Annotated in this window: 12 protein-coding genes and 1 riboswitch; of the genes, 9 read left to right on the forward strand and 3 right to left on the reverse strand. The window is 43.2% G+C overall.

From position 1 onward, the window contains the following. Positions 1-353 precede the first annotated feature (353 nt). The 6 genes from AACT19_RS18330 to AACT19_RS18355 all read left to right on the forward strand — a co-directional run bounded on the left by AACT19_RS18330 (position 354) and on the right by AACT19_RS18355 (position 7,868). Positions 354-581: a hypothetical protein gene (locus AACT19_RS18330; RefSeq protein ID WP_004733582.1), complete on the forward strand. Its 228-nt coding sequence runs from the start codon at positions 354-356 to the stop codon at positions 579-581. 215 nt (positions 582-796) lie between these two features. Beyond that, the gene (locus AACT19_RS18335) at positions 797-2,242 is read left to right on the forward strand and encodes a TolC family protein (RefSeq protein ID WP_017093984.1); all 1,446 of its coding nucleotides are present in this window, start codon (positions 797-799) and stop codon (positions 2,240-2,242) included. Between the two features lie 3 nt (positions 2,243-2,245). Further along, positions 2,246-3,220, forward strand: a complete 975-nt coding sequence (locus AACT19_RS18340; protein WP_004733580.1) for an HlyD family secretion protein — start codon at positions 2,246-2,248, stop codon at positions 3,218-3,220. Between the two features lie 7 nt (positions 3,221-3,227). Next, positions 3,228-4,598: an ABC transporter permease gene (locus tag AACT19_RS18345; protein ID WP_076647959.1), complete on the forward strand. Its 1,371-nt coding sequence runs from the start codon at positions 3,228-3,230 to the stop codon at positions 4,596-4,598. Further along, positions 4,595-5,749 (forward strand): ABC transporter permease, encoded by a 1,155-nt coding sequence (locus tag AACT19_RS18350; protein WP_076647962.1) that lies wholly within the window; start codon positions 4,595-4,597, stop codon positions 5,747-5,749. Before AACT19_RS18345 ends, AACT19_RS18350 begins: the two co-directional genes overlap by 4 nt. A gap of 577 nt (positions 5,750-6,326) precedes the next feature. Further along, the gene (locus AACT19_RS18355; protein WP_004733576.1) at positions 6,327-7,868 is read left to right on the forward strand and encodes an alanine/glycine:cation symporter family protein; all 1,542 of its coding nucleotides are present in this window, start codon (positions 6,327-6,329) and stop codon (positions 7,866-7,868) included. A 143-nt stretch (positions 7,869-8,011) separates the two neighbouring features. On the opposite strand, the gene AACT19_RS18360 is transcribed toward AACT19_RS18355, so the two are convergent. From AACT19_RS18360 to AACT19_RS18370, 3 genes are all read right to left on the reverse strand, one after another. Then, the gene (locus tag AACT19_RS18360; RefSeq protein WP_242658965.1) at positions 8,012-8,278 is read right to left on the reverse strand and encodes a hypothetical protein; all 267 of its coding nucleotides are present in this window, start codon (positions 8,276-8,278) and stop codon (positions 8,012-8,014) included. A 263-nt stretch (positions 8,279-8,541) separates the two neighbouring features. Continuing rightward, positions 8,542-9,276 carry a chromosome segregation ATPase gene (locus AACT19_RS18365; protein WP_004733574.1) on the reverse strand — a complete coding sequence of 245 codons (735 nt, stop codon included), beginning with the start codon at positions 9,274-9,276 and terminating at the stop codon, positions 8,542-8,544. 167 nt (positions 9,277-9,443) lie between these two features. Beyond that, positions 9,444-9,602, reverse strand: a complete 159-nt coding sequence (locus tag AACT19_RS18370) for a hypothetical protein (protein ID WP_004733573.1) — start codon at positions 9,600-9,602, stop codon at positions 9,444-9,446. 301 nt (positions 9,603-9,903) lie between these two features. Then, positions 9,904-10,037, forward strand: a riboswitch (glycine riboswitch). 128 nt (positions 10,038-10,165) lie between these two features. On the opposite strand from AACT19_RS18370, the gene AACT19_RS18375 reads away from it, so the two are divergent. The 3 genes from AACT19_RS18375 to AACT19_RS18385 all read left to right on the forward strand — a co-directional run bounded on the left by AACT19_RS18375 (position 10,166) and on the right by AACT19_RS18385 (position 13,213). Further along, on the forward strand, positions 10,166-11,536 hold the full coding sequence (locus tag AACT19_RS18375; RefSeq protein WP_076647964.1) for an alanine/glycine:cation symporter family protein: 1,371 nt from the start codon (positions 10,166-10,168) through the stop codon (positions 11,534-11,536). A gap of 376 nt (positions 11,537-11,912) precedes the next feature. Next, positions 11,913-12,755: a winged helix-turn-helix domain-containing protein gene (locus AACT19_RS18380; protein ID WP_076647967.1), complete on the forward strand. Its 843-nt coding sequence runs from the start codon at positions 11,913-11,915 to the stop codon at positions 12,753-12,755. Next, positions 12,752-13,213 (forward strand): hypothetical protein, encoded by a 462-nt coding sequence (locus AACT19_RS18385; protein WP_076647969.1) that lies wholly within the window; start codon positions 12,752-12,754, stop codon positions 13,211-13,213. The genes AACT19_RS18380 and AACT19_RS18385 overlap by 4 nt, the downstream gene beginning before the upstream one ends. Positions 13,214-13,316 lie beyond the last annotated feature (103 nt).

Raw genomic sequence — 13,316 nt, forward strand, 5'->3', positions numbered from 1 at the left:
GTTGCATATGAAGAAGTTTATTGTTGCCAAGCCATAAGTCATGATTTTCAGACTCTGCTTTAAATCGAAATTTCGGTTAACAAAAAGACAACAACTCTTCGCTCACTGGACGTATCTATAACGAAACGTTGCACGCTCGCCGCTAGGATTGTTGAACAAACAGGTTATCAACCTAACCTCATTCATACATCTCTATTTACACTATAGGCCAGCATGACAACTCAGAGGTGCCTGATAAAGCAGCGCCCAATAATAAAACATTGATGAGCAGGAAGTATCGATCAGTGGCAACGTCCAATAGAAACAGGATTAAAAACATAACGTATAAACATTGTTGAAAAGGAAACCAGGCAATGAAACGCGATAATTTTGGAATTTGTCTTACTAAGACCATGCTGTTCAAACACTTGCAATCGACTTTTACTCACGTAAGAGCCTATGAGAAAGACGGTACCTCCCCTCTCGATCTCAAGGTATTGTTAGCGTTCCCGCAAATGTCGGGCAGAGATTTATTACAAACAATGCAAGGTTCAAGACAATTGGTGTGGCGCGCCGATCACCATTGTCCTGGCTTTAAATAAGCCGCTTCATTTTGTAAAAACGCTTCTATACTGAACTTAAAAAGCACGCTTATGCGTGCTTTTTAAGTTTCATTTATCTCTGATATCTTCATCACTCAATCCTATTTACACTTGGTTAACGAGTTATGAGACTTTCTCTAAGTGTGAGAGAATCTAATCAAGACAAATGACTATTGCCCTGTTAACATTAGAGTTAATACTCTAATTGGTATTTAATGCAGATGACCAAACCAAAATTTCGATACCTTGCGATCGCCAGTATGCTTCTCGGCACTATGGCTTCGCCAGGCTATGCTGCCCCGCTCACTTTTTCTGAAGCGTGGCAAATATTACAAGAAAACAACAACTCACTTGCGGCTCAACAAGCCAACGTTGAACGTTATCAACACCTTCAGAACTCAACGAGTAGCCTCAACTTGCCTTCTATCACCTTAGGGGCTAACTACACGCACCTTGATAGTGACGTGACGATTAATGGTGAACAGTTTTCAAACAGTTTGAGTGGCGTACCAAATTTGGGGGCTATTGGAGGGATTCTTCAGCCCATATTAGGTGGCGTTACCTCAACGATTACAGAACAAGACATCTTTAGCTCTTCTATTCGCGCGGTTTGGCCTATCTTTACTGGTGGTCGAATTACCGCTGCGCAAAATGCAGCTGAAGGTAAAAGCGAAGAAGCGCAAAGCCAGCTGTTGATGGAAAGACAAGCTCGCTACGAAGACTTAAGTAAATATTACTTCTCGGTGATCTTAGCGGAAGACGTAGTGAAAACGCGTCAAGCCGTTGAAGCTGGCTTAACTCAGCATCGTGATTTCGCCATCAAGCTTGAACAACAAGGGCAAATCGCACGAGTAGAACGCTTGCAAGCGGATGCGTCACTAGACAAAGCGGTTGTCGAGCGAACTAAAGCTCAAAACGATCTTAAGATTGCTCAATTAGCGCTGACTCAAATCCTTGGTCAGAGCCAAAGTGTAGAACCTTCAGAGCAACTGTTTATCAATAAGAACCTGCCTCATATGGATGTGTTCATTGACCAAACACTCATGACCTATCCCGGCCTTAAGATTCTTGATGCAAAAGAGAAACAAGCAAGCAGCTTAATTAAGGCAGAGAAAGGTAAATACTATCCAGAGGTATACCTTTACGGTGACTACAGCCTGTATGAAGATGACTCTCTAGCCAGCGAAATGAAACCCGATTGGTTAGTTGGCATTGGTGTGAATGTGCCGCTACTTGATACTTCTGGCCGTTCAGACAAAGTAGCCGCCGCTCACAGTGCTGTCTCACAGGTTCAATTCCTGAAGTCGCAAGCTAAGCAAGACTTAACCGTGTTGGTACAGAAGACTTACCTTGAAGCGAACCAAGCAATTGAAGAGGTTCAAGGCCTGAACTCAAGCTTGGCTTTGGCTCAAGAAAACCTATTACTCCGTAAAAAAGCCTTCACTCAAGGACTTTCGAACTCGCTAGAAGTGGTTGATGCAGAGCTCTACCTTGCGAGCATCAAAACCCAGCAATCTGCTGCGCGATTCAAATACCTAATCTCTCTGAACAAGCTATTAGCGCTAACCAGCGAAATGAATGCTTACTCGAGTTACTTAACCTCTTCTGTTCCGTCTGACTTCGACTCAAAAACAGACACCGATAGCCAGTCAAAAGGATAATTCATGAAACCTATTAAGCCCCTTCTTCTATCTTTAGTTGGTATCGGCGTTATTGGCTGGGTCGGATACAGTTTCTACCAAGCTTACCAACCTCAGCCGGTTAAGCTTCAAGGTCAAATCGATGCGCAGCAATACAGTATCTCATCGAAAGTACCTGGCAGAATTGATGAAATATTCGTGCGTAAAGGCGATTCAGTTGAAAAAGGCGAATTGATCTTTTCTCTTCTTAGCCCTGAGATTGACGCGAAGCTAGAACAAGCAAAAGCAGGTCAAAAAGCGGCTGGCGCATTAGCAAAACAAGCAGAGAATGGTGCCCGTACTCAACAGATCCAAGCTGCTAAAGACCAGTGGCTGAAGGCAAAAGCAGCAGCCGATCTCATGGACAAAACTTATCAACGTGTCAATAACCTTTACAACGATGGTGTCGTTGCCGAGCAAAAACGCGATGAAGCCAAAACACAGTGGCAAGCAGCGAAGTACACGGAAAGCGCTGCGTTCCAAATGTATCAATTAGCACGAGAAGGCGCTCGTGACGAAACCAAAGTAGCAGCCGCTCAAAAAGCATTAATGGCAGCAGGCGCGGTAGCGGAAGTTGAAGCTTACGCAAAAGACACGCAGATCCACAGTTGGTTTAATGGCGAAGTGTCTCAGGTGCTATTAAGCAGCGGTGAGCTCGCACCACAAGGTTTCCCTGTTGTGACTGTTATCGACACCAAGGATGCATGGGCTGTGCTCAATGTGCGTGAAGATATGCTTAAGCATTTCGAGAAAGGCAGCCAGTTTGAGGCATACCTACCAGCTCTGGACAAATCATTAACTTTCCAAGTCACCCATATTGCCGTAATGGGTGATTTCGCAACTTGGCGTTCAACAGACGCAGCGCAAGGCTTCGACTTACGTACTTTTGAAGTAGAAGCGCACCCTGTTAATACTAGCGAAACACTGCGTATGGGCATGAGCCTTGTGGTTGAGCTTTAGGTGACGTATGTCTGCTAACTTTCGATCGATAGGCTCGCGATCTACAGCCTCGCAATCTAGAGGCTCGCAATCAACTGAGCATCATAGAGCGAAGAATACCTTGCTTAGGCAGTGGGCGATTGTCCGCAAAGACAAATGGTTGTTGTCTTGCCTAACTTGGATACCTTTGCTTCTTGCTGCCAGTATTTGGCTGATTTTTTCGCAAGGGATCGCTCGTGACTTACCGGTTGCGGTTGTTGACTTGGAACACAGTCAAATTTCGCAGCAGTTCACACGCCTTGTTGATGCATCACCAACGCTGCAAGTCACTCAGAAATACAGCTCTGCGAGTGAAGCGGCGAAAGCGATGATTGAACGTGATATCTACGGTTATGTTGTGATACCAAGGCATTTTGACCGAGACCTTCTGCTCGGATTGAATCCGCAAGTGTCTGTGTTCTACAACAGCCAATTTATCTTGATAGGTAAGCTAGTGAATTCGGCGTTGTTGCAGGCTCAGGGGACTTTTAACGCGCAACTTGAGGTCGTTAAGCAGTTATCACACGGTGATACCACGGTGCAATCCGCATTAGGCCAAGCAGTAACAGTGCAAAGCCAGATCACGCCATTGTTCAACAAGAACACCAGTTATGCTCAGTTCTTGGTGTCTGCGGTTATTCCAGCGCTATGGCAGATCATGATTGTGGTGGGCACGATATTGGTTTTGACGGCGAACGTTAGAGCACGTGGTCTTCATGCTTGGTTATCCAACGCCCCGATGAAGTCACTAACATCAACATTAACGCCCTACCTTGTCTTGTTCTTGATGTTTGGTATCGCGTTTAGCTTTTGGTTCTATGTCCTCTTAGACTGGCCGTTTAACGGCAGTTTTGTGGCACTGACCGTCGCCCAACTGCTTACCGTCATCAGTTGTATCATCATGGGGTGTTTGTTTTTCTTCTTAACGCTTGATCCAGCAAGGGCGATGAGTTTCGCTGGCGCCTTTACAGCACCAAGCTTTGCGTTCATGGGCATTACCTTTCCAGTAACCGACATGAACACTGCAGCGCAAATCTGGAGAAGCTTATTGCCCGTGAGTCACTACATCGAAGTACAAACAGCACAATCAAGTTATGGCGCGAGCGCGGCACAATCGCTTATCAGCCTCTCCTCGATGTTGTGGTATGCGATTCCTGCTTTCGTGGTGATGTTGTTGATTAAGAAACACTTGGCGCAATCGGCTCTGTCTGCACAAACGGATCTAACAGCCCAAGCAGCTCTATCTGCAAAAGCAACATCGTCAACACAAGCAACACAAGCAACACAAGCAACACAAGCAACACAAGCAACACAGCAAGAGAAACCAGAAGCATCAGCACCACAAGGAGTAAAACGATGAGCTTTACTCAACTGCTCAAGCAAGAATTCTTAGCGGTATTGCGTAACCCTGTTGTACTTCTTACGGTATTTGGTGGTGTGGTCTTCTATTCATTCTTGTATCCATTGCCTTACGCGCACCAAGTTCCTCAACAGCTTAAAGCTTCGGTAGTAAACTTGGACAAGAGTCAAAGCAGCTACCAATTAGAACGAATGGTGGATGCCACTTCTCAAATCGAGTTGGTACGTCGAGACTCCAGCATCGCTGATGCAAAACAAGCCGTGCTTAACCAAGAGATCGGTGGGTTCCTCGTCATCCCAGAGAACTTCTATAAAGACTTACTGCTCGGTAAGAGCCCGACGCTTTCTTACGCTGGCGATGCTTCTTACTTCTTAGTGTACGGAACCATAGTTGAAGGGCTTGCCAAGGCAGGTGGCACGTTAGCTGCGCAAGTTAAGGTCAGTCACTTGTTAGTCGAAGGAGTGCCTTTAGAATCCGCAGCCAAAGGCTACAGCGCATTCAGCTTGAACCTAAAACCAACGTTCAATAGCCGCATGGGATACATCGATTACGTAGTTCCAGCCGTCTTTGTGTTGATCTTGCAACAAACCTTAGCCATGGCTTCTGGTTTAGTTGGGGCAACCCAAAACGCTCAATCTACGTTTGGCTATTGGAGTAAGACCTCTCCAGCAAAACTGATGCTTGCTCGCTGTTGTACCTTGGTCGGCATTTATTACTTGTTGTCGATGTACTACTTCGGCGCGAGCTTTTCGATGTATGGAATAAATTTGCTCGCCTCAACGACACAAATTTTGACCTTACTGTTGCCCTTCTTATTGGCCAGTTGTTTGATCGGGATTTTTATTGGTGAGCTAGTGCCAAGAAGAGAGTTAGTCACGGTTGTGGTGTTAATCAGTTCAATGCCGCTGATTTTCTCTTCAGGTTTTATCTGGCCTGTTGAAATGATGCCTGAATGGTTAGTACTGCTGTCACAGTTATTCCCAAGCACACCAGCTATCCAAGGTTTCTTAGCGCTTAATCAGATGGGTGCATCTTGGCAAGAAGTAGCGTCTCAATGGACATTGCTATGGGGACAGGTCGCTTTATGGGGTTCGTTATTAGCACTTAAGCTTTACCACAAGTCGAGTAAACGTATCACTGGCTCGGTTTAACTCTAGTCTCTAAACGCTAAGCCTCATGCTCATGCTCATGCTCATGCTCATGCTCATCGTAACCCATTAAAAAGGCTCTGATAAAGGGCCTTTTTAATGCCCTCAGGCCTGATTCCATCTTCAGCTATCAATTGTTTAAACACTTCACAAGCACATATCGAATATTCAAACTCGCCACTTCCCTGTGATCCCGCACTATACTTCACCTTAGCCCGTCGCTATAACCGCTACTGCATATGCCTTTTGCAACCTAAAAAGCATCGACTTATTCCAAAACAATGACAAAACCCGAACAATTGTAAATTTATTGTAAAAATTTCTTTGAGGGTATTATTTTTATGTATAGGATTATCAGTAGGACTTGGTAGGCCGAATACCATAGTCTTATTGGTTCACATACCAAAAGGATATCCATACAAAGCAAGAGCAGTACTTATATTTATTTCGTTTTTCGACCTAGCTACAGCCGTTTATGTTGCCGTCGAATGAAGTAGATAAATCACTGAAATGTAAAAAATCAAATAAAAAACAAACACAACAGCAGCAAACATAATTTAATAAAAAGACAGGGAAAACCATGAAAAACTTACGTGAATTATTTTTTGGGTTTATATTATTGTTTAGTTCCAGTGCATTTGCAGAAGAAGGATCATTTAGTCAAAGTATCAGTAACTTGAGCCAAAGTGTTGATGGTTTTTTCAATGACTACACAGGTTGGTTCGTTGGATTAATATTTAAAAGTGTTCCACTTGGTGAAGCAAACTTCCCAATCATTGTTGGCTGGCTATTGCTCGCCGCGATTATCTTTACTGTTTATTTTGGCTTTGTTCAATTTAAACGTGTTGGCATGGCCATAGACATTATCAAAGGAAAGTATACCGACCCTAACTCCAAAGAGGATGGCGAGGTTTCTCACTTTCAAGCGTTAACAACCGCGCTTTCTGGTACTGTCGGACTTGGTAATATTGCCGGGGTTGGTGCTGCACTTGCGATTGGTGGCCCTGGTGCGACATTCTGGATGATCTTGTGTGGTCTTCTGGGTATGGCGTCTAAATTTTGTGAGTGTACTTTAGGTGTAAAATACCGAACTATCTTACCTTCAGGTGTCGTTTCGGGTGGTCCAATGTACTACCTAAGCCAAGGTCTGAGCGAAAGAGGACTCGGTGGACTAGGTAAAGCCCTTGCAATTGGTTTTGCGTTAATGTGTATTTTGGGTGCGTTGGGCGGCGGTAACATGTTCCAAGCTAACCAAGCACATGCCATGTTAACTTACGCATTCGATGTACCAAGTGAATACGGTGTCATCACAGGACTTGTACTCGCTACCTTAGTGTTTTCCGTTATCGTTGGCGGTATGCCTTCTATTGCGTCCGTAACAGAAAAAGTTGTTCCTTGGATGGCTGCTCTGTACATCGGTATGGCTCTGATTGTTATCGGTTCTAATCTTGATCAAGTTGGCCCTGCGTTCAGTGCAATCTTTACAGGTGCATTTACTGGTGAAGGCGTGGTTGGTGGATTTATTGGTGCCCTAATCCAAGGTCTAAAACGTGCAACATTCTCAAATGAAGCAGGTGTAGGTTCAGCAGCAATTGCTCACTCAGCAGTTAAAACAAAAGAACCAATCACTGAAGGTCTTGTATCACTACTAGAACCATTCGTTGATACGGTAATCATTTGTACAATGACGGCATTGGTCATCACTATCGCTGGCTTAAACGTAGGCCCATATGATGGAACAGGTTTAACGGGTGTAACGCTTACTGCTGCATCATTTACTGAAACGGCAGAAGTATTTAAATACACACTTGCTCTCGCGGTAATCATGTTTGCGTTCTCGACGATGATTTCTTGGTCGTACTACGGTCTTAAGGCTTGGACTTACCTATTTGGTGAAGGCAAAACAACGGAACTGATTTTTAAAGTGATGTTCTGTGTGTTTGTTGTTATTGGTGCGACGATTCAGTTTGGCGCGGTAATCGACTTCTCTGATGCGGCTATCTTTGCGATGTCTATCTTCAACATTCTTGGTCTGTACTTCCTAATGCCTGTTGTGAAGAAAGAACTGCAATCATTTGTTGCTCGTGTGAAATCAGGTGAAATCAAAACTTACGATAAATAACGTTTAGTGGAATGATGTTGATCTAATAACTAATTTAGGTCTCATAACGATACAGTTCTAATAAACGAGACTGTTCTAAAAATTTTTGTAAGACCCTTTGCTTGAGAAAGCGAGAACAGGACTGCAACTTATCCAAATCCCTACTAGCTTTGCTTGTGGGGATTTTTTATGCCTGAATGATTAGGCGAGTTGCTATCCTCAATGTCCTGCTCACTCTTTTCATCATCGTGTTCAACGTCGAAACGATGAACTAATTCTTCTACTTCGATCATATCTTTTTGCGCTAATGGCGAACAACAATCATCGAAACAATAAGCTATGGTGCAGTTCTCACAAAGATACTCTGGCATCACTTCATCCCTTGTCGTCAAAGCAGCCAAATGCGAGCTAGCAATCGACTGCGTGTTCATCCTGAACAACACTATTATGCAGCGACTCTGATCTGAAAATATGTATGCAAAGTCATTTAATAGACAACAAGTAACATATCGCTGTGGATATACGTAACTAGTCACAAATATCTAAGCAAACAATGAAAACACTCAAATAATCAATAATGAGAAAGCACCGGATCTATGCTCCCGAGAGAACGCAAAACGCCCACATCACGTGTGTGATGTGGGCGTTTCAATATTTACCGTAAACTATCTTTGGGTTGATTAAAGCCTGTGGCTTATAGACCCATTTCTTCAGTGAGCGTTTTGATCTGCTTAAGATCCATGGTGTGGACTTCAATCATTTGTCTGATATCACTCAGACGAGAGTTGGCGTTATCCTGCTTCTCACACGCGTCAGATTTAGCATCCCATGATGTGCCATCTAAGAAAACGTCGCACGCTTTCTTTAGAGAACCAAGGTTCTGCTCAAGTTCATTTTTTTCTTTCTCAAGCTTTTCAAGTTCTTGAGAGATCTGTAATTCTTTTCGGAAAACTTCACGCGAACGCTCAAACAAGGTCGATTGCATGTCAGCCTGACGATTAAGTTTCTGGTTGTCTTGCTGAGTTTGCTCTAACGTTTGCTTCTGTTCGTTTAGCTGCTGCTCTAACGAGTAGTTCGCTTTCTCTAAAACCGAAGACTGCTTCGCTAGGTCTTGGAGTTCTTTTTGATGTTCTTCTGTTTGTTTTACTAGAGCGGCTTCTACTTTTGCATCGATTTCGGTATCGACTTTTGCCACTTTAGTTTCAACGGATGTCATCAACTGTGTTTTGCTGTCATGCAGTTCTTGATAACGAGTTTCGAGTACCTGATAAGTGGACTCCCACTTCGAAGCCGTGATTGTAGAACCGATCAAGCCACCTAACGCCAAACCTATAACCGCAGCAATGCCGATATAAAGCTGACTGCGCTTATCGCGTTCTTCAATAACAACCACTTCATCTTGTTCGCTTTGTCCAGATTGCTGGTTCACTAGCGGGTACTCCCAAAAATTTGTTTAACGTTACACGGTCACTGATACTGATACTGATACTGATACTGATACTGATACTGATACTTTAAGCTCAGTTAAACCTATTGCCCAAGCCAGAAGCACTTGAGCTTTGCCAACACGTTTATCCTATCTGCTCACAGACAGGTTTAACGAGTTAACTCCGAAATCATCAGGCTGGCAGTATACAAAAGGAAGCTGCTAACGATAACAATCACTACCCATTTTTGCAGTTTTTCGTTTGTCCGGTAACGAAACAGCACAAATGCCAAAGCCAATAAAAAAACAATCGCTATTAATCGAGTCATAACTCCTCCTTGTTTCTCTATTTTATACCATTTAAATAAGCAAGTTACGTCAGAGACTCGTTGTTTGATCATTTAGTTGAACAACATTTGAGCAAACAGATATTTTGTAGCTGACATCACATTTTATATGATCTAGGATACGCCTACAGATTACCTAACTATTTAGGTAATTGTTCCGATGAAGACTGCAGGAGAGTGGTTTTTAACTAAATATTAACATTTAGTTAGATAAACCCGCCGAAGAAGTAAATCTTTCAGGCGCTTTGTGCTGGAGAAATCCAGAAAAGTGAGGACTGTCGTTGGAGGAACCTCTGGAGAGAACCGTACTACTTTTTTGTAGCAAGCGGTCGCCGAAGGAGCAAGCTTAGTGCCCGTTACTTATCTATAAGTGATTCGCTAAGTGAAACTCTCAGGCAAAAGGACAGAGGAGTGGAAAGCAACAGCCTTAATTAACAAAAGAATTCTATCTAGAAATCCGTATGTATTAAGTAGTGCTATCGATCCCTGTGATCTGCACTGCCTTCCCTCTTCTCCTTAAATTTTTAATTTATTAAGGGGAAACTATGAACCATCTACAAGCTACACTTCAAACCATCAACCAATTCGTTTGGGGACCACCGCTGCTTATTCTGCTAGTGGGAACGGGGATCTACTTTACTTTTCGCTTAGGCTTACTCCAGTTTAGACACCTCCCAACCGCGCTGAAAATGGTGTTCACCAAAGACAAATCCGGCAAGGGTGACGTATCAAGCTTTGCCGCTTTGTGTACTGCACTTTCCGCAACTATTGGTACAGGTAATATCGTAGGTGTAGCGACCGCAATCAAGATTGGTGGCCCTGGTGCCCTATTCTGGATGTGGCTTGCCGCTGTATTTGGTATGGCGACCAAATACGCAGAATGTCTACTTGCCGTTAAATACCGTAGAACCGATAGCAATGGCGAAATGGTTGGCGGCCCAATGTACTACCTGCAATACGGTGTCGGCTCACGAATCTTAGCGGTAATGTTCGCTGTCTTCGCGTTAGGTGTTGCCTGCTTCGGTATTGGTACCTTCCCACAAGTCAACGCTATCTTAGACGCAACTCAAATTTCATTTGGTGCTTCTCGTGAGATGTCTGCTGTCGTTCTTACGATATTGGTGGCAGTTGTAACCCTTGGTGGTATTCAATCTATCGCGAAGGTGGCAGGAAAAGTGGTTCCAACCATGGCAATTATGTACATCGTCGCGTGTTTGAGCGTGCTGGTTTCAAATGCCGACCAACTACTGAATGCCATTACCCTTGTGGTTACCTCTGCGTTTACCAACACCGCTGCAACCGGTGGTTTCTTTGGTGCAAGCATCATGCTTGCTATCCAATCAGGTATCGCTCGTGGTGTATTCTCGAACGAATCTGGTCTTGGTAGCGCGCCTATGGCAGCAGCCGCGGCTAAAACGGACTCGTGTGTGAAGCAAGGCCTTATCTCGATGACAGGTACCTTCTTTGACACTATCATCATCTGTACGATGACAGGCTTGGCGCTAATCTTAACGGGTGCTTGGCAAACCGACCTCTCTGGTGCAGCGATGACCACTCATGCATTCGCTGTGGGTTTAAACGCCGATACTTTAGGTCCAATGTTAGTTTCGATTGGCTTAATCTTCTTTGCGTTTACAACGATTTTAGGCTGGAACTACTATGGTGAGCGCTGTGTTGTTTTCTTACTAGGTACCAAAGCTGTACTGCCTTACAAAATCATCTTCATTGCGTTGGTTGCTTCTGGTGCATTCCTAAAGCTCGACATGATCTGGCTGATGGCAGATATCGTGAACGGCCTAATGGCTATTCCTAACCTAATCGGTCTTATCTTGTTACGCCACGTTGTCATCGAAGAAACAAAGCTATTCTTCAAACCTTTAACTTCTTCAAATGATTGTGAAGCCGTTAAAGCATAACTTGAATTGATTGAATACAAAGCCCGCAATAAATGCGGGCTTTTTTATTGATTCAACACTTAAAGTGACTACATTATTACTTGTCCTATATACCCACAAATATAATAAGATATTTATTCGGCGACTGTTCTAATTAAAATAATGCAAAGACTAATAAAAAGGCCACTAATAAAACCAACGCTTAATTAGATGTTACTTATATTTAACAGATTGTGTCTAAATAGCGTCATTTTTATCATAAACGAATAAGAAACATTTTGTTCCAACCACACAAAAAGACACCATAATAAAATATGTGACTTTAATTCACATATGAGTCAGTTTATAGTCATCTACACTCTTGAGAGAATTATAATAAAAATAAAATGTTGGCTATATGATCAGATTTGACCCAATTAAAAACCGTATTTATAACGACGAACGTTCTATTAAAATAGGATATCGTGAGACTCGCGTTTTAGAGTTATTACTTAAAAAATCGCCCGAAATTGTGCGTAAACAAGATATTATTAGTTTCGCATGGGGAAGCGAATTCATTGGTGATACGTCACTAGCGAAATGTATCAGCTTGCTTCGCCAAGGATTCGTTAAGCTCGGTATCAAAGAGACGCCAATCGTGACTGTGCCAAAGGTTGGTTACCGCCTTATTGATGGTTGTGTCTTGATCGAATCTCAACCACAAAGCGGAGCCACTATTCCTCTCACTCCAGTGAGCGACCACATATCACTAGGTCATACCAGTTCACTAGGTCATGACAGTTCACAAGGTCAAAGCAGTATTGCGCTCTCTCTTGCAAGTAGCCATGAATCTAAATCTAAACAGACAACACCTGTTTATCATCAAGTCGGCTCATACCGAAATAGACTGTGTTACTTCACTACTGGATGTTTGCTACTGGCATCCGCGTTATTGGCTTTTGCTAAAGTTAATGAGAGAAACCTCAGTGATATCAACCCTGTTAATCGACTCAACGAGCAGTGGATTGGTCAAGTACAAGTTTTCCAAGATCCTGAAATGGCGATGACTCCTGAGCTAGAAAGCATCCTCTATCAGTATCAATGTGATTGTGTGGCGTACGTTAGCGAAGAGCCCGGCTATTCAGAACTCTCCGTACTCAACAAAGCAACACGCCAGTCTGTCAATATCTTTTACACGTCAACACAATTGGATCAAGCCAGCACCGAACTGGCGCTATTCTTAGAGAGAGGCCAGCTATGATGCCATTCGTTGCACTCATTTCCGCATTCGCTTTATTAATTGGTATATGGAATGTCCCTTCGCCCCAACCAAAAGAAGAGCATCGCTATCAACATAGCGTGGTGGACTTCATAGTGGATGACAATGTATTACGTACCGATGGATTAACAAAAATAAGTAACAACGAAGTCCTGCACCTTATGTCAGTCCAGGATGACAACATGCCCAACCCGATAGTCCTGAGATTCAAAGGAAAAGCTAACCCTTCTCAATCATTTTTCTTTTCTATATCTGGCACCATCGACTTAGTCTCTGTACAAAAAATAAATAAAACAATGAATGACAGCCTATTGTCGCCTTATCTTTTAATCAACAATGACCCATTAACGGTAAAGATTGATATCTTAAGTTCAAATGATTTATTTGCCATAATAAAAACGTGTAATACAGGCCGAACACAACTTCTGGCTAAGCGATAATTAGGAACAGTTTGGCCACCAGTAACCGCTACATTATTATCAAATGATGATCCTTGTCGATGTTACACATAGAAAACGGATGGTTATTTTTATTCTTCTATCA

This window comes from Vibrio sp. 10N.222.47.A9 (genome assembly GCF_963872585.1).
Lineage (GTDB): Bacteria > Pseudomonadota > Gammaproteobacteria > Enterobacterales > Vibrionaceae > Vibrio > Vibrio splendidus.

What these genes read in the sequence shown, in the direction of transcription:
- AACT19_RS18360 (WP_242658965.1), bottom strand. Translation starts at nt 8,278, where the DNA reads ATGAACACGCAGTCGATTGCTAGCTCGCATTTGGCTGCTTTGACGACA.
- AACT19_RS18370 (WP_004733573.1), bottom strand. Translation starts at nt 9,602, where the DNA reads ATGACTCGATTAATAGCGATTGTTTTTTTATTGGCTTTGGCATTTGTG.
- AACT19_RS18380 (WP_076647967.1), top strand. Translation starts at nt 11,913, where the DNA reads ATGATCAGATTTGACCCAATTAAAAACCGTATTTATAACGACGAACGT.
- AACT19_RS18335 (WP_017093984.1), top strand. Translation starts at nt 797, where the DNA reads ATGCAGATGACCAAACCAAAATTTCGATACCTTGCGATCGCCAGTATG.
- AACT19_RS18355 (WP_004733576.1), top strand. Translation starts at nt 6,327, where the DNA reads ATGAAAAACTTACGTGAATTATTTTTTGGGTTTATATTATTGTTTAGT.
- AACT19_RS18330 (WP_004733582.1), top strand. Translation starts at nt 354, where the DNA reads ATGAAACGCGATAATTTTGGAATTTGTCTTACTAAGACCATGCTGTTC.
- AACT19_RS18375 (WP_076647964.1), top strand. Translation starts at nt 10,166, where the DNA reads ATGAACCATCTACAAGCTACACTTCAAACCATCAACCAATTCGTTTGG.
- AACT19_RS18385 (WP_076647969.1), top strand. Translation starts at nt 12,752, where the DNA reads ATGATGCCATTCGTTGCACTCATTTCCGCATTCGCTTTATTAATTGGT.
- AACT19_RS18345 (WP_076647959.1), top strand. Translation starts at nt 3,228, where the DNA reads ATGTCTGCTAACTTTCGATCGATAGGCTCGCGATCTACAGCCTCGCAA.
- AACT19_RS18340 (WP_004733580.1), top strand. Translation starts at nt 2,246, where the DNA reads ATGAAACCTATTAAGCCCCTTCTTCTATCTTTAGTTGGTATCGGCGTT.
- AACT19_RS18350 (WP_076647962.1), top strand. Translation starts at nt 4,595, where the DNA reads ATGAGCTTTACTCAACTGCTCAAGCAAGAATTCTTAGCGGTATTGCGT.